Raw genomic sequence first — 23558 nt, 5'->3', positions numbered from 1 at the left:
TCAGTTCTCCTCGGTATCGACATCGATAATGGCGACGTCCACCGGCACCAGCACGATCTCCGTGGCGTCGGCAGGGGGCGTGAACGCGAACGCTTCATCGGCAACCGCGGTCTTCGTCTCCCAGTCCAGGCGGGTGGTGAACTTCGGCAGCGCAGGGTCGTCATGGGTGACGATGACCAGCTTGCGCGGCAGCGACGTGGCATCCGAGATCCACACCTGCCAGTCGACGCCCGGCTGGCGGAACGCGTACTGCTGCACCGCATCGCCGTCGACCATGCTCCTGCCCACGTGCAGGGCCGTGGTGATCGCCGAGACGGGCGCGGCGTCGGTGCCCCAGAGGAACAGGTCGGTCAGCGGAAGGTCGATGTCGTACCGTTCCGAGGCGTTGGCAAGCAGTTCCGCGATCGTCCCGGCCTCGGTCGGCGTGCTCGCGTAGAACTTTTCCTTCGGAGCCCAGAGGGTCAACCGGCTGCCGTCGAAGATCACGTGGCGTTCGAAATCATGGCGCACGATGTCGACGCGCAGCTTGTCGGGACGCGTGACCTGGTAGCGGATGGGCTGGTCCAGCTCGATCTTCTGACCGCCGTCAAGCACCAGCTCGATGCTGGCGTCGGACTGCAGGGTGAATCCGGGCAGCGCAACGAGCGCCGCCCCCATCTTCTTCAACGCGCCGATCGCAACCGGATCCACGACCGGCGCGGCTGCCGTGGGTTCCGCGATCGCGGGCTCGGCGGCGAACGTGGGCGCGCACGCCATCGCCAGGGCGATGCCGACCGTTCGCCATCCAGTGAATCGTCCCTGTGCCTGCATGAGCATGACCTCCGATTGGCGCGAGCCCGGGTGCCGGGCCCGCCGCTGACGTTCCTGACCCCACGCGGCGCCATGCGGGCCGCGACGAAGACACGCGCCGACGGCCTGGAGCAGCTTCACCCGCGTGCTTCCGCGGGACGGGATTCCAGGTCGCGTTCCCTAACCTCGGCCAGGTCGCGCTCGAGGAAATAGTTGAGGAAGGTGCGGATCACCGCGATCGCGCCCAGCTGTCCGATCGCTTCCCACGAGGGGGCGATCGAGGACTCGATGATGTCGGCGGCCAGCTGCAGGCTCAGGCCCGCCACGAGCCAGCGCGCGTAGTCCAGCCACAGTGCCCGGCGTGCGTGGCCATCCGACCACCGGCGCGTGAACAGCATCGCAATCATGCGGAAAAACACGTAGAACGTGGCACCCGCAAGCAGGACCAGCGCCATCAGGTCGATCATCGCGATGACAGGCTCGCTCAGGAGGAACAGCCACTCGCGCATCATGATCCCGTTCCCCTCGCCTCACGCACGATGCAGCGGAAGCCGACGTGGCAGGTGGAGGTGTCCACCGGCTGCGCCATCCGCGCCGCCGGGCGGTAGCGACGGCAATAGTTCGGCGCGCAGGCGTGCGAGCCGCCCTTCATCACCCGGCGCGGGATCGAGATGCCGGGATTGCGCGCGTCGACGCTGGCCTCGCGTTCGGCGCCGCGCGGATTCTCCAGCGTGCAGCACGCGTGCTGGATCCGCCCGTGGTCCTGGTACCAGTCCGAGGTCCATTCCCAGACGTTGCCGATCATGTCGTACAGGTCGTAACCGTTGGCCGGGAACGAGCCGACCGGAGCAGTCCAGTCGTAGCCGTCGAGGGTCTGGTTCTGCCACGGGAACTCGCCCTGCCAGGTATTGGCCATGTAGCGTCCGTCCGGAACCAGCTCGTCGCCCCACGCATACTCGGTGCCTTCGAGCCCGCCCTTCGCAGCGAACTCCCATTCGGCTTCCGTCGGCAGATCCTTGCCGATCCACCTGGCATAGGCCAGTGCATCCGAATACGCGACCTGGACCACGGGATGGTCGTCCAGGCCCCTGATCGAGGTGTCCGGTCCGCGCGGGTGACGCCAGTCCGCCCCCTGGATGTACTGCCACCAGTTGTAGTGGTTGCGCAGGTCGACGCGTCCCGGCGGCGGGACCAGCACCACCGACGCGGGCGCGAGCAGCGCGGGATCGGCACCGGGATAGTCGTCCGGATTGGCGGGCTTCTCGGCCAGGGTCACGTGGCCGGTTTCGGCGACGAAGCGCGCGAAGTCGCGATTGGTCACCGTGTAGCGGTCGATCCAGAAGGGATCGACGCGCACCTTGTGCGCCGGCTTCTCCTCCGGGTAGTGCGCATCCGACCCCATCGTGAACACGCCGCCCGGGATGTAGGCCATGCCCGCGAGGGTGTTCGTGTGCACCTCTCTGTTCACAGGCAATCCCTTGTCTCCGTGTGGCCCACGGAACCGGGCCGCGTCGTTCGGCGCGCGCGACGGAATGCCGGCGCGCGCGAGGCTTTCCCGGCGGGAGGCGGAATGCGTCGTCCACCGCGTCGCCGGACCTGGCACAGCCTTGTCGATCGAAGCGCTTCGCGCCACTCCGGAACCGGAATGCACTGGCCGGATAATGCAAGAGCGACGTCCGCCGCGCGGCTGGACGCTGCTGCATCAGGTCGACCCGGAGGTGTCGACGCACCCGATTCCCGGCGTCGATCACGCTTCGCCCTGCATCGACGGTGGCAACATGCGATGCTGGACGGACGACGCGTTCCTGCCTGGAGAGCGCCCATGCGCATGCATCAAGGGATCCTCGTTGCGTGCCTGGCGACGACTGCGATCGGAGCCGCATCGGATGCCGATGCGCAGGTGGAGCGCGAGGCCGATAACGCCTCGACATCGTCGACGCCATCGACGCGCAGTTCATCGCAGGGCGTTTTCCGTGACCGCGACGATGGCCGGTTCGACATGTCGGCATGGCTGCTGGAGCATCACGGCTTCCTTCCCGTTCCGATCATCGTCACCGACCCTGCGCTCGGGTACGGGGGTGGCGTCGCGCTCACCTTCTTCCATCGACCGCAAGGCGCGCCTGCCACGCGCACCGGTGCGGACGGAAAGCCGAGGATGATCGTGCCCAACATCATGGGCGTCATGGCGATGAAGACGGAGAACGGCAGCCACGCTTACGGCGCGGGTGCCAGCCTGCATTTCCGCGAAGACGCCTGGCGCTACAAGGGAGGCCTGGGCAAGAGCGACTTCAACATCGACTTCTATACCAGTGGGCGGTTGCTTCCCGAGCAGCAGGTCGGCGTGAACCTGCAGGGGCTGCTGTCGTTCCAGCAGGTATCCCGCCGCATCGGCGACGGCGACATGTTCCTGTCGGCGCAGTGGATCTACATGGACATGGATCCCAGGCTGGAGAATGCGGGCGACCGGCCGTTATTCACCGACCTGGATTTCGAGCAGGTCAGCTCCGGCGTCGGGCTGACCTTCGAGTACGACAGCCGCGACAACCCGTTCACCAGTTCCCGCGGCTACCTGTTCCAGGCGCAGGGCAATGCCTACCTGCCCGGGATCGGCAGCGACGTGGAGTTCCAGAGTTATCGCGTGCACGGGTACGGCTTCTGGCCGCTGGGCGAGCGCCTGGTCCTGGGCGGCCGCGCCGACGTGCGCCACGTCGAGGGCGACGTGCCCTTCTACCGCCTGCCCTACATCGACCTGCGCGGCGTGCCTTCGGCGCGCTACCAGGACGACACCACCGGCGTGCTCGAAGCCGAACTGCGCTGGAACCTGAGCGCGCGGTGGGCCGGGGTCGGCTTCCTCGGCGCGGGCCGCGCCTGGGGCGAGCGCGCGGGCTTCGACGACGCGCCGACCGTGGTCACCAGGGGCCTGGGCGTGCGTTACCTCATCGCACGCCAGCTGGGGATGTACGTGGGCGCCGATTACGCCTGGGGACCGGAAGACCAGGCTTTCATCATCCAGATGGGCAGCGCCTGGCGCTGAGCGGGTCGCGATGCAATGGGCGTTGGGCGGCCGGTTCGCGAACGCCGGGCGCTTCGCGTTTGCGGCATGATGGTCGCCGGCGTTCCCGGCATGGAGCGGTCCGATGATCGACGACAGTTTCTCCCTGATGCGCGGCGGACCGGTGTACCGGATCCTGCGATGGTCCGGTGCGATCGGTCACGGCAGGCGGACCACGGTCTGGGTGGCCTTCGGACTGGTGGCGCTGTCGTTCGGCCCGCTGCTGGTGATGACCGCACTGGACGGCACGCTGTTGCCGGGAACGGCCCGCGTCGAGTTGCCGTTGCTCGGCGACTATGCGCTGCTCGCCCGCTTCCTGGTCACCATCCCGGTGCTGGTGCTCGCCGCTCCGCTCTGCGACGCCCTGCTGCGCCGGATGCTGATCCAGTTCTCGCGCTCGAGCATGGTCCATCCCGCACACCGCGAGCCGTTCGATGCGCTCATCGCGCGCATGCGCGGCATGCGCGATTCCAGCCTGCCGGAGTTCGCGTGCCTGGTGCTCGCGGTGCTGCCGGCGGTGCTGCATGCGCTGCCGGTCGGCATGCTGCACGGGGTCAGCGACTGGAGCCGCGCGAATGGCGGGCTCACCCCGGCCGGACAGTGGTTCGCGCTGGTGTCCACGACCGTCTATCGCTTCGTCCAGTTGATCTGGGTCTGGCGCTTTCTGCTCTGGGCGTGGATGCTGTGGCGATTGTCGCGCATGCCGCTGGACCTGCGCGCCTCGCATCCCGATGGCGCCGGCGGCCTGGCGTTCCTCGGCGCCGCGCAGCAGCGCTTCGGGGTGCTCGCCTTCGCCGGTGGCGCCCTCGTTGCCGGCACCTGTGCCAACCACATGGTCTACCTCGACCGGCCCCTCGCCAGCCAGCAGCATCTTCTGCTCGGCTACGTGGTGGTCTCGACCCTGTTCCTGGCCGCGCCGCTGCTGTGCATGGTGCCACGCCTGCTCGAGGCCAAGCGCAAGGGCCTGCTGCTCTACAGCCTGCTCGGTCACAGCGCGGCGCACGCGTTCGACCGCCGCTGGCTGGTCGAGCGCGCACCCGACGCCCCTGCCCTGCTCGACACCGGCGACGCGTCCGCCATCTGCGACTTCACCGGTGTCTACGCCACCATCCGCGGGATGGCGGTCATCCCGCTGTCGCGCTGGAACCTCTTGTGGCTGGCGTCCTGCGCGGCCCTGCCGATGGTGCCGCTGGTCTTCTTCGCGCTGTCGCTCGACGAACTGCTGGCGCGGCTGGGCGCGATCCTGCTCTGAACATGCGCATCGGCCGCCGCCGCGTCGAGTGCGTGCGCCATGGCGACGAAGCCTGCAACACGAGCGGGCCTCGCTTCGAAGCCCCCTTCCCTCGATGCCTGTCCGGCCTAGGGCGCCGTTGCGGTGATCTCGCACTCCAGGGTCACCACCACCTGCGAGCCGACGGGCAGCGCCGGAATCGTGACTCCGCTGCCGATCAGGTCCGCCACCGGCACCGTCGCGCCGGGGCAGGTCGCGCCACCGCTCGCCGAACAGGTCGCATCCGGCCCCGGGGACGTGCAGTCCTGGCCGGTGCCGGGCGTGTCGGTCAGCAGCACGTCCGTGGCATCCCCCGGGCCGGCATTGGCGAGCGTGAGCGTGTAGGTGACGATGTCTCCGGTCCGGGCGCTCGCCGCGGAAGCGACCTTGTCCACGGAGACGTCGACCTGGAGCTGGTTGACGAAGCTGCAGACGATCTGGGCATCGGGGAGCAGGTTCTCCGGCGAGATCGTCAGCACGTTGCCGGCCAGGGTGCCGAAAGACGCGGGATTGCCGGTGCCGGCGGCATTGTCGTCGGTGCAAGTGGCGCTTGCGACCGCGAACCCGGTGGCGGGCGTTTCGGTCACCACGACCGCCGTCGCCGGGTCCACCACGGTCGAGACCTGCGGCGATGGGGCCGCCACGCCCGAAGCGCTGGTGGTGATGCTGTCGGTGGCATCGGACAGGTTGCTCATCGCGTACCCGAACGTGCCGGTCCCGCCCTCGCTGGTCTTGGACAGCTGGACCGTGGGCGCCGCAGCCTGCAGGTTGATGTCGGTGGCGGTGTTGTTGCCCGGGTCGCCGTCGGCGGTGCCTGCCGGTGGCTCCACGGTGGCGGTGTTGGCCAGCGGACCGGTGCGCTCGGCGGGCACCACGAGGTTGAACGTGAATTCGACCTGGGTCCCCACCGGCAGGTCCACGGTGGTGCTGATGGCGCCTGCCCCCGCGGGGGCGCCGCAGGCGGCGGCACCGGTCGCGGTGCAGGTCCAGTCCGCATCGACGGTGCCCGCGGGCAGTGGATCCTCGACCAGGGCATCCACCACGTCGTCCGGCCCCGCGACGTTGGACACGACGATCTGGTAGCTGACCGTCGTGCCGGGAACGTACGCGGTGCTGCCGTCGTCCTTGGCGATCGCCAGGTCGGCCTCCTGCGCCAGTGCGGCGGTGGTCCAGGGCAGCAGGATCGCCAGCACGCACGCCGCGCGCCAGCCGCGCCCGGCACGCGCCGCCATGCGCCCGGCACGCCCTGCGACATGGGTGGGCCAGGCTGCGACCCGTGCCCCCGGGCACCCTCCATCTGCTGCGATTGGCACGCGCGTGGCCGCCATCAGTACACCCCCACCAGGTTGATGAACCAGCCTTCGTGGTCGTCGTCGAAGTCGGTCAGGTCGTCGCTGAACGCGGTGAAGTTGTAGCCCACGCCGATGCGGAAGTTGCGGCCGATGTCGCGGTCCAGGCCCAGCAGCCAGCCCTGGCGCCTGCCGCCCTGGTCGACGTCCAGCCAGCGGTACTCGGCCAGCGCGTGCCAGGCGTAGACCACGTCGTAGCGCAGCTGCACCGCGGCGAAGTCGGTCGCCGAGTCGAACCAGGGACCGCTGCCGCGGCCGTAGCGCACCTCGCCTTCGCGGCGCGCGAGCTTTGCGGCGATCTCCCAGTGCTGGTCGCGGCGGTACACGCCCTCGAACGCCAGCACCCGGGTCTTCTGGTCGTAGTCGTTGCCACCGACCTGGCCGAGGCTGGACAGGTCGTGGAGGTAGGTGTAGCGACCGAACAGTTCCCAGCGCGTGCTGTCCCAGGGTCGCCACGCGAACCCGGCGTTGCCCTCGATGAAGCGCGCGCTGGCCAGCGGGTCCAGGTGGTCCTCGGTGTCGGCGTAGTTGAGCCGCGCGGCGATGCGGAAGCTCTCGCTGAGCCGGTGCACCAGGCGGTGGGTGCTGACCCACTGGTCGCGGTCCTCCGCGCCGCGGTCGCGGCGGTACTCCAGCTTGCTCTGCCAGTCGGTGTCGGCCGAGGTGCGGCCGCCGCTGAGGCTGACCGCGCTGCGGTCGACCTGCCCGCCATCGACGTTGGTCAGCTCGCCGTCCTGCAGGGTGAAGCCCAGGTTCCAGCCGATGCCTGGGTAGAAGTCCATGCCGAAGGTGTTGGCCAGGCCCTCGGCACCGTTCGGATCCTTCAGGAACTGGCTTTCGTTGAACAGGTTGACCTGCTGCGACAGCCGCCAGCGCTGGCCCACGGTCCAGCCGTTCTGGCGGTTGGGGTTGAACAGCGAGTCGTAGCGCGTGGTGTCGGTCGACCAGCTGTAGCTGCCGTACAGCGAATGGTCCGGCTGCAGGCGGTACTCGGCGGTGAGCGTGGCCGCGTCGCCGCGGTCGCCGGTACTGACCTCGCCGCCGACGGACGAACGGTCGCCGAACAGGTACTGGCCACCGACGGCGAACGCGTCGTTGTCGGCGTAACGTCCACTGTCGTCGTCGAGCGTGGCCTGGGCCAGGCCGTAGAGTTCGAGGCGGGTGCCGAAGCGGTGGCTGTACTTCATCGCGCCCAGCAGGCCGGTGCCCGCGACGCCGGCGCGGTCCTCCTCGACCCGGCGCAGTTCGGTGCTGAAGGTGCCGTCGTCGCTGACCCGCCACTCCAGCAGCGCCTGTGCCTGCCGCAGCGCATCGGCGCCACGCTCGGCCTCGCTGTAGCGCGCGTAGAGCTTCAGGTTGGGGGTGAACCAGCCCAGCACCTCGGCGCCGTACTCGGTCACCTCCTCGCCGCTGTCGTAGCGGCTGATCGAATAGCCGGCGCCGACCTCGCGCCACCAGGCGGCGACCGCCCAGTCCTCGTCGGTCCAGCCCAGTTCCCGGAAGTTGGCGCGCGCCTCGAGCGCCTTGGCCTCACCCTCGCGCGGCCCCAGGCTGTTCGTCTGGACGAAGCTCAGGCCGCCGTTGTCGGAGAAGAACACCGGCGCGCTGAACGACTCGGTCTGTGCGTATTCCAGCTTCAGGTAGGTCCCCTTGCCCGCCTGCAGCGTGAGGTCGCCCGCGGCCAGGCTGTAGTCCTCGCCGGCGCGGTTCTCGTCGACATAGGTCAGGCCCAGGCCGATGTGATCGCCGAGCCAGTGCTTGCCGCGGACGCCGGCGGTGATGTCGTCGGCGTCGAAGTCGGTCGGGATCCATTCGTAGTCGACCAGCAGCCGTTGCTCGAAGCCGTCGAGCGGCGCGTCGCGGGTGAGCGACGGCACGTTCTGGCGCGTGATCTGCGCCAGCGGCCGGGTCAGGATGATCCGGCCCTGCATCTCGTCGATCTCGTAGTCGGCGCCACGCAGCAGCACCACGCGGTTCTCGACCCGGCCGGTGGTGGTGTCGCGGATCTCCAGCACCACCTGGTCGGAGCCGGGCAGGATGTCGGTGTGGCGCAGGTAGTACAGGCTGCCGCCGGTGCCGAGGAATTCGCTGTGCCCGGGCGCGGTCTGCGCCTGCGAACCGAAGCCGCGCAGTTCGGTCGACGGGTCGCCCCAGGCGTTGGTGCCGGCGGAGCGCCACGACAGGGCCGCCCCGTACAGGGCGCGCACGTACTGGCCGTACTCGGTGCCGGTCAGGCCGGTGGCGAAGTTGCCCCACAGCGCCTGGTTCTTGTCCCAGTCCAGTCGGAGGTAGAAGCGTCCCATGGTGTCGACGTCGCGCCGGGTGGCGGAATCGTCGCCATAGGTCGGGTAGTACAGGTCGGGATCGAGGCGGCGGAAGATGTCCTCCGGATAGGCATCGCCGAAACCGTCGAACAGGTGCTCCAGGTCGCGCTCGGTGGTGTCGGCCTGCGCGGTGAGCAGGTAGCGGTCCTTGAACCTGGCCTTGGCATAGAACGCCAGCCGCCCGTCGCTGATCACGTCGTCGTCGTAGCGCGCTTCCGTTGCGGCCCGGTCGACCGAGGCGCCGACATCGTTGCGCGAAATTGTGAGGTCGGCGATGCCGACGCCGAAGAAGTACTTGCCGCTGACGTCGACCGACAGCGTGTGCGCGTAGGCGCCGTCGGGCCCGTCCAGCGCCACCTCGAAATCGTGCCGTCCGATCGGCATCAGGTATTCGGCGACGAACTTGCGGTCCATGTCCACCGGGTAGCTGTCGCCGTCGATGGTCAGGGTGGCGCGCTCGGGCAGGTCGCGGCCGAGGATGCGCACGCGCGAGCCGTTGAGGGCGATGTTCTGCTGGCGCAGCCCGCTGCCGGCGAACACGTTGTCGAGCAGGCGCTGCGCCTCGGCCTGATCGCTGCCCATGGCCGTGCCGCGCGCGCGTTCGGTGGCGTCGCGCAGGCGCTGGTTCCCGCTCTCGGCCTCCTGCGGCAGCACCAGCTGCATGGCCTGCGCGAAGGTCTCGTCGTAGGCACCATCGGCGCCCCAGGCGCGCAGCACGTAGAGTAGTTCGTCGCCGGTGCGGAAGCGGTAACGCTCCGGCAACCGGCCGTCCCATTCGCCTTCGGCGACGGCGGCCACCTCGAGCGGCACGGTGGCGATCGGATCGATCAGGTCGGCGTCGCTGGCGCGGTAGATGGCGATCTCGTAGCGCTCGACGAAGGCGCTGTAGTTGCCGCGCGCGTAGAAGCGCACCGGCCGGGTCACGCGCTGGCCGTCGAAGGGCAGCATCGAGGTCGCCGAAACGGCCAGCTCGGGCAGGCCGGGATTGGGATCGACGATGGCCCAGATCACGCCGCCCTCGGGCAGTACCACCGAGAACCTGCCCAGCGCGACAGCCTGGCCGGGGCGCTCGCGCTCGATCGTGACGCGCCGGTCCGGCGCCAGCGCCTCGCTGGTGGCGGGCGTACCGGGCGGCGTGGCCGGCTGGTCCTCGCTGCGGGTGCGGATGCGCAGCAGCAGGCCTTCCTCGCTGCTGCAGCCCGCATCGGTGCAGTCGGGCGCAGGCGTGTCCGCCGGGAGAAGTGCACCCGTGGGGGTGGGTGCGTCCGCGGGCGGGAGGGTGCCCGCGGGGGAAGCGCCATCGGCGGGCGCAGGTGCCGCCGCGTCGGGGGGGGCGAGGGGTGTTGCGTCCGCCTGCGACGCCGGCGGCGCCGCGTACATGCGCGGTGCGACCAGGGGCGGCCGGGTCGTGGGCGGGCGGGCATCGGCATCCGGCGCGGACGCGTCCGATGGCGCGTCGCCCGCCCCGTCGGCAGCCTGCGCCAGCACGCAGGGCGCAGTGCCTGCGAGGATGGCCAGCAGGGCGGCGTCCAGCAGCTTCACGCGCAGGGTCATGGCCTGCCCTCCCCTGCCGGCGGCAAAGCATCCAGCGGTGCGTCGGGATCCGGATCGACCTCCACCTTCAGCTGTCCGCGCACCTGCGGCGGCAGCCGCTGCGCCAGCGCTTCGTAGACCGCATTGGCCCGGCGCAGGCCCAGCGCAGCGTTGTATGCACGGCTTCCGCGGCGGTCGGCATTGCCGATGATCGACACGGTCCTGCCCTCGCCGTCCGCCAGCAGCTGCGCGACCTGGTCGAGCAGCGCGTCGTAGCGCGGCCGGATCGTGGACTGGTCGGTGTCGAACAGCACGGTGCCCAACACCGGACCGCCCTCGCCGATGCCGGCCACCAGCGTGGCCGGGTCGTCGGGTTCGGCACGCACGCTCAGCGTGACCTGCGCGCGCAGCGATTCGTCCAGGCGCTCTCCGAGCAGGGTGCGCACCGCGCTGGCGCGGGCGAAGGCCAGCGCCTCGGTCTCGCCGTCGGCGGTCACCACCACCTCGCCCTCGCCGCTGCCGCGGATCTGTTCGACGATGCGATCGAGCACCGGCAGGTAGCGCGGCTGCACCTGGTCGCTGCCCGGGGCGAACACCAGCGTGCCCAGCACCATCTCCACCTGCCTGCGGCCTTCGATGACCTGCTCGGGCAGGCGCACGCCGAAGTCGAAGCGGGTCGGCACACCGCCGGTGATGCGCCGCACTTTCGGGTTCTCGGTCGTCAGCTCCGAGCCCGGCGGGAGGGTCGCGGCGTCGAGCTTGAGGATGAAGTTGCGTCCCCGCGCCAGCTGGCCGGCGTCGATGCCGACGAGGTGGTAGCGCCCGTACTGGTCGGTTTCCATGATCAGGCCTTCCACCGAGGCGATGCGCACGCCGGGGATGCCGCGTTCGTCGATGCCCTCGTTGCGCACCACGTAGTCGACCCGGTAGCCGTCGGCGGTCTGCGCCACCTGGCGCTGCACGGTCGGCGCGGCGGCGGTGAGGCCCCTGGCGGCGTCGCCGCTGGTCTCGAGCGTCGTGCTGCCGTCGGCGGCCATGCGCACGGTCGCGCCCTGGCGGCTGGTCAGCACGAAGTCGTCGGTGAACGCCAGGTCGTCGAGCCGCTGGCTGATCACCACCTCGTGGGTGCTGGCCGGATCGGCCTGCGACCGGCGCCCTTCGATCCTGCCGAGCGCGAGACCGCGCAGCAGTGGCGCGCTGGCGTCCGCTTCGGGCTGCGGCCCCTCGCCGCGGTCGACGGTGGTCGAACCGGGCACGTAGGCGTCGGGTGCGAAGCCGCCCTGCACGCGCACGCCGGTCAGCGCGGCGCTGTCCTGCCAGGCGTCGCCGTCGCGGTCGTTGAACACGGTGCCGGAGACCAGGCTCTCGTCGAGCAGCGGATCGCTGCCCAGCACCACCTCGGCGGTGGCGACGTTGGACGCCGGGCCTTCGTAGGCCGGGTCGAAGGCGAGCGCGCGGTTGATCTGCACGCCCGGGCGCACGCCGGCGCCGACCCGCATCAGGTAGCTCATCGTCGCGGTGTTGCCCGCGGCGATGTCGATGTCGGAGATGCGCAGCGGCGCGGCGCCGGACGCGGTGACGAAATCGTCGTCGTCGTCGCCCTGCAGCGAGCCTTCGACGTAGCTGAAGCCAGGCGCCGGCGTGTCGATGATGGTGCCGTCGACGAGGTCGACGTCGCCGGTGTTCTCGAGCGTCAGGGTGTAGCGGACCAGGTCGCCGACGTTGACCTCGCGCACGGCCACGGACTTGACCAGGAACAGCTGCGCCGGTTCGTTCTGCACCTCCACCTGTGCGGCGGCGTCCGCGGTGACCTCGACCGTGCCGCTGGCCACGCCGGCGTCGCCCAGCGCCAGCACGGTGTTGACCAGTACCCCCTCCTCGGCCCGCACGTCGTCTTCGGTGATGGTATGGCTGTAGCTGTCGCAGGTCGCGACCTGGCCCGGGGCCAGCGTGGTCGGCGCGCAGGCCAGCGTCATCGGGGCGCCGCCCTGGAAGCTGTCGCTGACGGTGACGCCGGTCAGGGTGACGTTGCCGGTGTTGGTCGCGGTCACCGAATAGGTGATCACGTCGCCGATGTTGCCCATGCCCGGCGTGGCGTTGTCCACGCTCAGTACCGCGGTCTTGCTGGTGGCGATGGCCGGCCGCTGGACCACCGGGGTGATGGTGTCGGCGGTGCACGCGGGAGCGGTCGAGCCCACCGGGCAGGCCTCGGGCGGCAGCGGCGGCACGTCCGGCGGCGCCTCGGTGGTGACGATGGCCTCGTTGAGCACCTGGCCTGCGTCGGCATCGGCCTGGGTCACCGTGTACGCACCGACCAGCTGGCACTGCGCGCCCGGCGCGACCAGTGCGCAGGTCACTCTGTCGGGCGTCACCAGCGGATCGTCGATGGTGACGTTGGCCAGCGGCACGTTGCCGGTGTTGGTGGCGGTCACGGTGTAGCTGAGGGTGTCGCCGACGCTGACCTCGCCGTTGCCGTCGGCGTCGTCGTTGCCGGTCAGTTCCTTCGCCAGCTCGACCGCCGGCCGGCTGACCGGATGCACGGTGCTGCAGCTTTCGCAGACCGGGTCGGCATCGCCGCCCGGCGGGTTGCTCGGCACCACGACGTTGTCGAGCACGCCGGTGGCGTCCTCGTCGACGACCGCGGTGTAGACGACGTCGTAGCTGCCCGGCAGCGTGTCCACCGGCAGCACGCAGGTCAGCGTGCCGCTGCAGGTGTACGCCCCGACATCGGTGACGGCGACGAAGGTCAGGCCCGGATCGAGGGTGTCGACCAGGGTGATCGGCTCGGTGGTGACCGAACCGCTGACCACAGTGGTCAGGGTGAAGGTGATGGTCGTGCCCGGGTTGACCGGCGTCTCGCTGGCCGGCGTCGACGCCTTGGACACGGCGCTGGTCGACGGCACCACGGTGTGGTCGGTGTCGCAGGTGGTGCAGACCGGGGCCGGGTCGGTGCCGTCCGGCTTGGTCGCCACCACGTTGTTGCCGACGCTGCCGCTGGCGTCGTCGTCGACGGTGGCGGTGTAGACCACGGCGTAGTCGCCCGGTGCGGTGCCGACCGGCAGTGTGCAGACCAGGGGGTCGGCGGCATCGCAGGCGAAGGCGCCGGCGCTGGTGACGGCGACGAAGCTCAGGCCCTCGCCGAGCGTGTCGGTGAGCGTGACCGGCTCGTGCAGGCTGGCGTCGGCCACGGTGACGATCAGCGTGTAGGTGACGGTGTCGCCGGGCGCGACTTCGCTGCCCGATTCCGGATCCGCGGCCTTGGCCACGGTGGTCGTCGCCGGCGTGGGCAGGGTCGGCGTGCTCTCCGTGTCCTCGTCGGTGGCGTCGGGCGCGGGTCCGGGCGAGGTGCCGGTGGCGAGCGCGGTGTTGTCGACGCTGCCGTCGGCTTCGTCGGTGGTGGTGATGACGTAGGTGTTGCCGCTGGCGGCGCAGCTGGCGCTGTCGCCGGGCGCGAGGGTTTCGACGGTGCAGGCCAGGTCGGGCAGCAGCGGATCGGTGACCGTCACCGGCGCGAGCACGACGTTGCCCGTGTTCTCGACCGAGAACGCATAGGTGATGGTGTCGCCGGCGTCGCCGAGCACGCCGTCGCCGTTGGTGTCGTCGAGCGTGGCAGCCTTGTCGAGCACGATCGCGGGCGTCTGCGTGCCGTCCACGGTCTCGCTGTCCGGTGGCGACACGGTGTTGCCGTCGGTGGCCGTGGCGATGTTGATCACGCTGCCGGCGTCGAGGTCTGCCTGGCTGACGATGTGGGTGGCCGTACAGGTGAGCGAATCGCCCGGTACCAGACCGCCGGCCGGCAATGCCGGGCAGTCCACGCGGTTGGGGGCGACGATGCGGTCGTCGTCCACCGCGATCGGGCTGGTGATGGTGACGTTGCCGCTGTTGGTGACCAGGTAGCTGTACTGGAGCAGGTCGCCGACCGAATCGTAGCCGGTGGAACTGGTGTTCTTGTCGAGCAGGAGCGCGGGTGCCTGGTCGGCATCCACCCGCGCGTCGGACGGTTCGCTCACCACGGCCGCGCCGCCGGGATCGGTGCCGTTCGCCGTAGCGGTGTTGGTGATCTCGCCGGCGTCAAGGTCGGCCTGGGTCACGTCGTAGATGCCGCTGCACGTGGTGCTTGCGCCAGGGGCCAGCGCTGTCACCGGACAGGTGATCGCCGGCGGCGTGCCGGTGCCGCTGAAGGCGGTTTCGGTGATCGCCACGGTATCGATGGTCACGTTGCCATCGTTGGTCACTTCGAACGCATAGGTGACCGTATCGTCGACCGCCGCCACGGTCGTCGGCGTCGCGCTCTTGACCAGCGCCAGCGAGGCGTCCTCGTCGACGGTGACCGTGGCATCGGATGGGTCGCTCGCCACCGGCGTGTCTGCCGGATCGGTGCCGTTGGCGGTGGCGGTGTTGGTGATGCTGCCTGCGTCGAGGTCGGCCTGGGTCACCAGATAGGTGCCGCTGCATGTGGTACTCGTGCCCGGCGCCAGCTCGCTCACCGGACAGGTGATCACCGGCGGCGTGCCGGTGCCGCTGAAAGCGGTCTCGGTGATGACCAGCGCATCGAGGGTGACGTTGCCGTCGTTGCTGACTTCGAACGAGTACGTCACCACCTCGTCCACGCTCGACACCGTCGTCGGCGAAGCCGACTTGAGCAGCGTCAGCGAGGCGTTCTCGTCGACGGTGACCGTGGCAGCGGATGGATCGCTGACCACCGGCGTGTCCGCCGGATCGGTGCCGCTGGCGGTGGCGGTGTTGGTGATGCTGCCGGCATCGAGGTCGGCCTGGGTCACCTGGTAGGTGCCGCTGCAGGTGGTGCTCGCACCCGGCGCCAGCTCGGTCACCGGGCAGGTGATCGCCGGCGCGCTGCCGGTGCCGCTGAACGCGGTCTCGGCGATGACCAGCGCATCGATGGTGACGTTGCCGTCGTTGCCGACCTCGAACGAGTACGTCACCGTTTCGTCCACGCTCGACACCGTCGTCGGCGAAGCGCTCTTGACCAGCGTCAGCGACGCATCCTCGTCGACGGTGACCGTGGCGTCGGACGGATCGCTGACCACCGCCGTGCCGCCCGGATCGGTGCCGTTGGCGGTGGCGGTGTTGGTGATGGTGCCGGCGTCGAGGTCGGCCTGGGTGACGTCGTAGGTGCCGCTGCACGTGGTGCCTGCACCCGGTGCCAGCTCGGTCACCGGACAGGTGATCGTCGGCGGCGTGCCGGTGCCGCTGAAGGCGGTCTCGGTGATGGCCAGTGCGTCGATGGTGACGTTGCCGTCGTTGGTGACTTCGAACGCATAGGTGACCGTGTCGCCGACCGCCGCCACCGTGGTCGGCGTCGCGCTCTTGACCAGGGCCAGCGACGCGTCCTCGTCGACGGTGACGACCGCGTCGGCCGGATCGCTTGCGATCGCGACGTCCGCCGGGTCGTCCGCGTTGGCGACGGCGGTGTTGGTGATCTCGCCGGCGTCGAGGTCTTCCTGGGTCACCGCGTACGCAGTGCCGGTACAGGTGGTGCTTGCGCCGGGCGCCAGTTCGGTCGCGCTGCAGGTGACCGTGGGCGCGGTGCCGGTGCCGCTGAAGGCGGTCTCGTCGATGGCCAGCGCATCGAGGGTGACGTTGCCGGTGTTCCCGACCTCGAACGTGTACGTCACCGTGTCGCCCACGGCCGCCACCGTGGTCGGCGTGGCGGTCTTGGACAGCGTCATCCGGGCGACCTCGACCGCGTTGACGATCGCGTCGTCGGGGGCGCTGACCACCGCGACGCCGGCCGGGTCCGTGGCAGTGGCGGTCGCGGTGTTGCTGATCTGGCCGGTGTTGATGTCGGCCTGGGTGACGGCATACGTGCCGCTGCAGGTGGTACTGGCGCCGGGCGCGAGTTCGGTCGCGGCGCAGGTGATCGCGGGGGCCGTGCCGGTGCCGCTGAATGCAGTCTCGTCGATGGTCAGGTTGTCGAGGGTGACGTTGCCGGTGTTCTCCACCTCGAAGGTGTAGGTGACCTCCGTGCCGGGGAAGATCACCGTCGCCGGCGAGGCGCTCTTGGCCAGGGTCAGGGTCGCATCCTCGTCGACGGTGACCACCGCGTCCGACGGGTCGCTGGCGACGGCAGCGCCGCCCGGATCGGTGCCGTTGGCGGTGGCGGTATTGGTGACGGTGCCCGCGTCGAGATCGGCCTGCGTCACCGCGTACGCGGTACTGGTGCAGGTGGTGCTTGCGCCCGGGGCCAGCTCGGTCACCGGACAGGAGATGGTCGGCGGCGCGCCCGTGCCGCTGAACGCGGTGTCGTCGATCACCAGCGCGTCGATGGTGACGTTGCCCGCGTTGGTCACCGCGAACGAATAGGTGACCGTTTCACCGGCTGCCGCCACGGTGGTGGGGGTGACGCTCTTGACCAGCGCGAGTGCGGCGGTCTCGTCCACGGTGACGAGCGCGCTGGACGGGTCGCTGGTGACGTCGGCTCCGTCCGGCTCGGTGCCGGTCGTCACCGCGGTGTTGTCGATCTGTCCTGCATCGAGGTCGGGCTGGGTGACCGCATAGGTGCCCGAGCAGGTCGTGCTCGCGCCCGGCGCCAGCGTGGTCTGCGGGCAGCTGATCGCGGAGACCGTGCCAGTGCCGCTGAACGCGGTCTCGTCGATCGCCACCGCGTCGAGGGTGACGTTGCCGGTATTGGTGACCAGGAACGAATAGGTCACCGTGGCTCCGACCGCGGACACGGTGGTCGGCGAAGCGCTCTTGGCCACGGTGATGGCGCCCGCCGCGGCCAGCGGCGTGTCGGTTGAGTCCTCGCCCGTGGTCGTGCTGCCGTCCGGGACCAGTCCGGTCGCGGTGGCGGTGTTGGTCACCGAGCCGGCGTCCATCTCGGCCTGGGTGATGGTATGGGTGCCGCCGGTGCAGGTCAGGCTGGCGCCGGGTGCCAGTTCGCCCGTGGGGCAGGAAATCCCGCCCAGGCCAGGAAGCGGATCGGCGAGCGTCACGTCCCGCAGGGTCACGTTGCCGGTGTTGGTGACCTCGAACGTGTAGGCGATGGTGTCGCCGGCGTCGGTGACCGTGGACAGGGCGCCCAGTTCGACCGTGGGCGTGCCCGCTTCCTTGTCGAGGGTGATCGCGGGCGCCTGGTCGAGGATCACCTCGGCGTCGTCGGGTTCGGAGGTGATCGCATCGCCCGTGGGGGCGGTCCCGCGTGCATTGGCGGTGTTCTCCACCACCCCGGCATCCATCTCGGCCTGGGTGATGGTGTGCACTCCCGTGCAGGTCGCCACCTCTCCCGCCGCCAGGTCCGCCGGATCGCAGGTCGCGGCGGCATCCAGGTTGGCATCGACGATGAGGATTCCGGTGATCGTCTGGTTGCCGGTGTTGGTGACTTCGAAGGTATAGGGGATCGTGTCGCCGGCATCGGTGACGCTGGCGTCGACCCCTGCCTCGACAGTCGGCGTGCCGGCGCTCTTGTCCAGCGTCAGTTCGCGGACCGCGACAGGCAGGGCGACGCTTGCCGAGGCATCGATGCTTCCGCCCGTCCAGGCAGCGGTGGCGGTGTTGTCGATGTCCCCGTCGCCACCGCCATTGGTGTCGAAGTCCGCCGATTGCGCGAGGTAGGTGCCGCTGCAGCTGAACGACTCGCCGGGAGGCAGGGTGGCGATCGGCGATGCCGGGCTGCAGGACAGCGGCACCCCGCCCGGCGGGCTCGCGAGCAGCGGATCGGTCACCGTCACGTCGACCAGGGTGGTGTTGCCGGTGTTCTCGCCGGTGATGGTGTAGACGATGGGGTCGCCCGGCACGGTGACGCTGGCGACGTCGGCGCTCTTGCCGAAAGTGAGCTGCGGATTCTGGTTGATCGGGATGCCGAGCGTGTCCGAGCGCGAGAGTTCGCCGTCGACCACGGTCTGGCCGGTGGCGGTCGCGGTGTTGTCCACCGTGCCGCCCGCATCCACGTCGGCCTGGTCGACCACGCGGCCGGTACCGGTGCAGACCACGTCCGAGCCGGCCGGGCCCAGCGTGAGCACCTGCGCGGGCAGCAGTTCGGGAATGACGGGACAGCTCATGCCCAGTGCCGGGTCGGCGACCACCACGTCGTTGACGGTGACGTTGCCGGTGTTGGTCAGGACGAAGTCGTACTGCACGGTGACCGGGCCGGTGATGCTCGCGACGCTCGCGTTCTTGACCAGCGTCATCTCTGCGCTGCGTACCGGCAGGCTGACCTGGTGGTCGTCGTCGTCCTGGACCGTGGCGCCGGTGGGCGCGTCCGCCACCACCGTGGCCGTGTTCACGATCTGGCCGGATCCGCCGGTGCCGTAGTCGTCGATGTCGTCCTGGGTGACGGTGTAGACGTTGCTGCTGCCGGTGCAGGTGAAGTCGGCGTCCTCGGCCGGCGCCAGCGTGGGGATCGCAGGGCAATCGAGCCCGGGCAGCAGCGGGTCGCTGATCTCGATGCCCGTCAGCGTGACGTTGCCGTTGTTGAGGACGTTGAAGGTGTAGGCGATCGTATCGCCGGCCTCCGTCACCGAGTCGACGTCCGAACCCTTGGTCAGGAAAATCGATGGCGCGCGCGTGGGCAGGTCGACCGTCGCCGTGGCGGTGTCCTGCGCGATGATCGTGCTGCCGTCTTCCTCGTACTGCGCCTGGCCCGTGACGGTGTTGACGAGCTCGCCGCTGTCCTCCGCCGGGTTGCCGTAGGCGTCGATGTCCGACTGCTGCACTTCGTAGGTGTTGCCGGTGCAGGTGAAGTCCGCCGACGCGCCGGGCGCCAGAGTCGGGATCGTGTCGCAGTCCAGTGCCGGCAGCAGCGGGTCGTCGACGATCTCCACCTCCAGAAGCGTGCGCGAAGAAGGATTCGTGGCGCGGAAGGTGTAGGTGACGACGTCCCCCGCAGCAGTGACGCTGGTGGGGCTGGCGAACTTGAGGATTTCTGGTTGCGCGGGACCGCTGTCCACGTCCACCACCGCGCTGTCCTGGTCGTCGACCGGTATGCCGTCGTAGCTGCCGTCCGCGGACGCGGTATTGACGATGTCGGCGCCGGCGTCGAGGTCGGCCTGGGTGACGGTGTACTCCGCCGTGCACTGCGCGCTCGCGCCCGGGGCGAGGTCGAACGGCGCCGCCGGCGTACACGCGACCGGGCCCAGCCCGGGCAGCGGGTCGGTCACGGTGATGCCGGTGACGGTGACGTTGCCCGGATTGGTGACGTCGAAGGTGTAGGTGACCGTGGTGGGGGCGGTGGACACGGACGACGGACTTGCCGACTTGTCGAGCTCGATCTCGGGTTGCGGCGGGTCCAGCGGCACGTTGTCGCTCGCGTCGCGGCTGTCGCTGCCGCCCTGTGGACCTTCGCCGCTGGCGGTGGCCGTGTTCTGGATCTCGCCGCTGCCGGCGGTGCCCTGGGCGTCGATGTCGTCCTGGGTGATGGTGTATGTCAGGCCCGAACAGACGATGTCCGCCGGCGCCGCGGGGCCGAACTCGACCGTTCCGCCCGGTGGCACGGGCCCGTACGGCAGGCCGGCGCAGGACAGCCCCGACAGCTGGGGATCGACCAGCGAGGTGATGGTGATGCTGGTGTTGCCCTCGTTGGTGAGGGTGAAGGTGTAGTCGATCGTCTCCCCGGCACTCCCGCCGAGGCTGCCGTCGCTGTCGTTCAGCTGTGCGTCCTTGCTGAAGCCGAACTCCAGTAGGTTCGCGGGCAGTTGCGTGTCGGTGCTGTCCTCTCCCTGCACGGTTTCGCCGTCCGGGTCGGTGCCGTCGGCGGTGGCGGTGTTGGTGAGGGTCCCGTCGGCGCCGTTGCCGCCCGCGACCCGGTCGATGTCGTCCTGGGTCACGGTGTAAGACGCGGTGCAGGTGGTGCTCTCGCCCACGTCCAGGTCCAGCGGTTCGCCCGGCGCGCACGTCAGGTCGTCGGCCAGGTCATCGGCGATGTCGACCGCGGTGAGCGGCACGTTGCCGCTGTTGGTCACCACCACCTGGTATTCGATGACGCTGCCGGCAACGATGTCGTCGGTCGCCGGCGCGCTCGTCACGGTCTTGTCGACGGCGAGCGCGGCGCGCTTGACGAAGGTGTTGCTGTAGGTGCAGGTGATGGTGCTTCCGGCGTCCGCGATCTGGATCAGCAGGCCGTCCGCGGGGTCGTCGTCGGCGCCGTCGCAGGCCACCGCGCTGTCGTAGTCGGCCGGATCTCCGGTCGTGAACTGCTCGGCCGGCAGGGTGCCGTCCTCCTCCACGAAGACGGTCACTGGCGCCGTCTGGCTGTTGGTCGGCGAGGTCGACACCAGTTGCGGCGTGTTGTTGATGAAGCCGCTACTGGCCGGGATGGTCACCTGCGACGGCGGTCCACCGCCGTCCCACACCTTCGCCACGACGAGTTGCGCGCTGCGACGGTCGTTGGTGAATGTGCACACGATGGGCCCGTCGGAGGCGCCGACGGTGATGGTGCCGGTGCGCCCGTCGGGGGCCGCCACCAGCGAATCGGTGCCGGTGCATTCGAGCGAGGAGGCGTAGACGGCAGGATCGCCGACGAACGATTCGGTCAGGTTGACCACGTCGCCCGCGTAGACCGGGAATTCCGCCGAAGTGTCCGTCTGCGTGGCGGCGCCCGTGGCCGTGGATGGGAAGGCCGGGTTGCCGGTGGACAGCAGCGAGACCGAATCGCCCGCGATCGCGTTCTGCCACGTCTTCTGCAGCTGCAGCGTGGTCTCCACCCGGTTGTTGGTGTAGGTGCAGACGATGTCGCCGGTGTCGCCCGGCAGGATCTCCAGCGTGTTGCCTACCGTGCCGTCGGTGCCGCCCAGCGTGCCACCGGTACACGCCACCTCGACGTCGTAGTTGTCGAGCGCGCCCCCGCCCATCGTTTCCGCCGGCAGATTGGCCACTTCGCCTGCGTAGACGACGACGAACGGGGTGAGGCCGCCGGTCGGCGCGGTCACGGCCAGTGGCGCGGTGTTGTTCACCAGTCCGGTGGTCGGACCGAGCTGCGCCGTGTCGCCGGTCTGGCTGTTGGGTCCCCACACTTTCTCCAGCCGCAGTTGCGTCTGCAGGCGTGTATTGGTGTACCCGCAGGTGATCGCGGTGTCGGTCGGAGACACCTCGAACGCGCTGGCGCCCGCGGTCCAGTTCGCGGCGCCGGTGCAGACCAGTTCACTGCTGTAGTTGTCGGCGTTCGACAGGGTTTCCGCGAGCGTGATCGTTTCGCCGGCGAAGACCTCGAACGGACCTGCGGTATCCGTCTCGGTGGCGGTGTCAGCGACCGAGTCCAGTTGGGCAGGACCGGCGTCCGAGCCGGTCGCCGTGACCGTCGCCGTCTCCCCGACCGCCGCATTGACCCACGACTTCTCGAGCGCGAGGGTCGCCGCCACGCGCGCATTGGTGTAGGTGCAGACGATCGCGGTGTCGCCGGGCGCAACCGTCAGCGTGTCGCCCACCAGCGGGTTGGCGTTGCCGGTGCACGCCAGGCTGGCATCGTAGTTCGCCGCATTGCCCAGCGTCTCGGTGATTGCACCGGACTGGCCGGCATAGACCACGATCGGGTCCCCTGCCGTCGCGTTGTCCCCGGTGGCGTCGGCGGTCGATACACCGCTGGTGGCACCCAGTCCGGTCACCGTGGCCGTGTCGCCGGCCAGCGCGTCCTGCCACTGCTTCACCAGCTGCAGCGTCGCCTGCGCGCGCGTGTTGGTGATCGTGCACGCCACGCCCTCGCCTGCGGGCATGGTGAAGCTCGCGCTGGTGCCGTTGGCCGTGACCGGGACCGGATCGCCGCCAGCGGTGGCGCATTCGAACGTGGTGACGTAGTTGGCGGAGTCGCCGGTGGTGAAGGTCTCGGCGATGCTGACCACGGCGCCCGGCTCGGCGTTCGCCGTTGCCGGCGTGGTCGCGCCGCCGGAGGTCGAACTGCCGGGGACGGCATCGGTCACGGTGCCGCTCACTGCGGCGATGACCAGGTCGACGGCGCCGCCGCCGGCCGGATCGTCCCAGAGCTTGGTCAGGCTCACCTCCCGGTACACCGGGTGGCTGGTGGTGCACCCGGCCGCGCAGCTGTCCCCGCCGGTGACGCTGTTGCCGACGCTCTCGCCCGCAGCGTCGGTGACGGTTGCGCTGTACACCAGCGTGACCGGGAACGTGCTGCCCGGATCGATGCTGCAGGTCAGCACCTGCCCGGCGGCCACGCAGCCGGCGGGCAACGGACCGGTCAGCTCGAGACCGCTTCCGAGCGTGTCGGTGACCACGACCGGCTCGCCGGGAGGCGTGCCCCCGGTGACGGTCACCTCGACCGAGTACTCGATGGTCTCGCCCACCGATACGGCGGTGCCGCTGGCGGGAGACGCGGTCTTGCCCACCGCGACCGAATAGACGTCCACCGTGGCGGCGCTGCTGTCGTTGCCTGGATCGCTGTCGGCGACGGTGGCCGGAACGGCGACTTCCGCACTGTTGGACACCTGCACCTGTGCCAGCGCACTCGCGCAGGTGAATACGCCGGACAAGGTGGCGGCTGCCAGCACGATGGCCCACCTGACGCGCGATCCATGCTCCAGAAGCATTCGCATCGGCTCCGACTTTCCTCGGTTCCGCTCGGGCCGCCCGATCGCCCTTGCCACCGCCACACGCACGCACCGCTTGTGTCGCGGTACGCCGTTCCCGTCGGGCCGCCCGCTGCTCCCGCGTTCCATGCGGGGATCGACGCGGGGATCCTGGTGTGCCTCCGGACGAACGCGATACGGAGTGCATCGCTCGAAGGCACCGCCATGTTCGGGCGGTTCCGCCCCGGCTCCTGACTTCGGCTTTGATAACAGGCGCTGAACGCGCGGAAAAGCCGGATAAAGCCATGTTTATCCGGATCATTCCCCTGGAATTCCCATCACAAACCTTACTGGCGTCGGCGACTTCGGACTGGCTGCTTCCAGCCAACGACTGCGCGATGCGGGTAGCGCGCGACGCGGGCCCCCGCTAATTAATCAGGGGCGGCGCCCGCGTGGGCGTCATGCCTGGCCGGGGGATGGGTGCCATCGCCCCGACCACTCCCTGCGTCGCGGGACCGGGCGGTCCACTGGAGCGAGGATGTCCGCATTGCGTGTATCGCCGGCGTCGTGTGTCGTCCTGCTGGCGCTCTGGCTGTTGCTGGGAATGTCGGCCATCGCGGCCCCGCCACGCGTGGTCACGGACACGGAATCGCAGCCCCGGGAGCCGGCTGCCGGCGACGACGCTCGCTCCGGCACGCAGCGATCCCGGGAGGCGACCGTCCAGTTCCACAATCGCGCGATCCTGACCCTGCGCAGCGATTTCCTGGG

8 protein-coding genes are annotated in these 23558 nt (G+C 69.9%); 2 read left to right on the top strand and 6 right to left on the bottom strand.

Features of this window, described 5'->3' with window-relative positions; genetic code table 11:
• From QFW81_RS06510 to QFW81_RS06500, 3 genes are read right to left on the bottom strand one after another with little or no spacing between them, the layout of a single operon-like run.
• Positions 1-930 (bottom strand): DUF2092 domain-containing protein, encoded by a 930-nt coding sequence (locus QFW81_RS06510; RefSeq protein ID WP_280577856.1) that lies wholly within the window; start codon positions 928-930, stop codon positions 1-3.
• Positions 927-1298, bottom strand: a complete 372-nt coding sequence (locus QFW81_RS06505) for a DUF1622 domain-containing protein (protein WP_280577855.1) — start codon at positions 1296-1298, stop codon at positions 927-929. The genes QFW81_RS06510 and QFW81_RS06505 overlap by 4 nt, the downstream gene beginning before the upstream one ends.
• Entirely contained in the window at positions 1298-2245 is a 948-nt protein-coding gene (locus tag QFW81_RS06500; RefSeq protein ID WP_280577854.1) for a formylglycine-generating enzyme family protein, read from the bottom strand. The genes QFW81_RS06505 and QFW81_RS06500 overlap by 1 nt, the downstream gene beginning before the upstream one ends.
• Positions 2246-2611: 366 nt before the next feature.
• Between QFW81_RS06500 and QFW81_RS06495 the strand changes: the two genes are divergently transcribed.
• Together QFW81_RS06495 and QFW81_RS06490 are read left to right on the top strand one after the other, a co-directional pair.
• Entirely contained in the window at positions 2612-3823 is a 1212-nt protein-coding gene (locus QFW81_RS06495) for a BamA/TamA family outer membrane protein (protein WP_280577853.1), read from the top strand.
• Between the two features lie 103 nt (positions 3824-3926).
• A complete protein-coding gene (locus QFW81_RS06490) occupies positions 3927-5093 on the top strand; it encodes a hypothetical protein (protein WP_280577851.1) in 1167 nt (388 codons plus the stop codon).
• A gap of 107 nt (positions 5094-5200) precedes the next feature.
• Here QFW81_RS06490 and QFW81_RS06485 read toward each other — a convergent pair whose 3' ends face one another.
• From QFW81_RS06485 to QFW81_RS06475, 3 genes are all read right to left on the bottom strand, one after another.
• Positions 5201-6343 (bottom strand): prealbumin-like fold domain-containing protein, encoded by a 1143-nt coding sequence (locus tag QFW81_RS06485; RefSeq protein WP_280577849.1) that lies wholly within the window; start codon positions 6341-6343, stop codon positions 5201-5203.
• Positions 6344-6438: 95 nt separating this feature from the next.
• Positions 6439-10338: a hypothetical protein gene (locus QFW81_RS06480; protein WP_280577848.1), complete on the bottom strand. Its 3900-nt coding sequence runs from the start codon at positions 10336-10338 to the stop codon at positions 6439-6441.
• The gene (locus tag QFW81_RS06475) at positions 10335-22772 is read right to left on the bottom strand and encodes a DUF7507 domain-containing protein (protein WP_280577847.1); all 12438 of its coding nucleotides are present in this window, start codon (positions 22770-22772) and stop codon (positions 10335-10337) included. The genes QFW81_RS06480 and QFW81_RS06475 overlap by 4 nt, the downstream gene beginning before the upstream one ends.
• Positions 22773-23558: the final 786 nt, after the last annotated feature.

Source organism: Luteimonas kalidii (assembly GCF_029887935.1).
Classification (GTDB): domain Bacteria; phylum Pseudomonadota; class Gammaproteobacteria; order Xanthomonadales; family Xanthomonadaceae; genus Luteimonas; species Luteimonas kalidii.
Note: the sequence above shows the minus strand (reverse complement) of the source record. Positions and strands in the feature narration are given on the sequence as shown.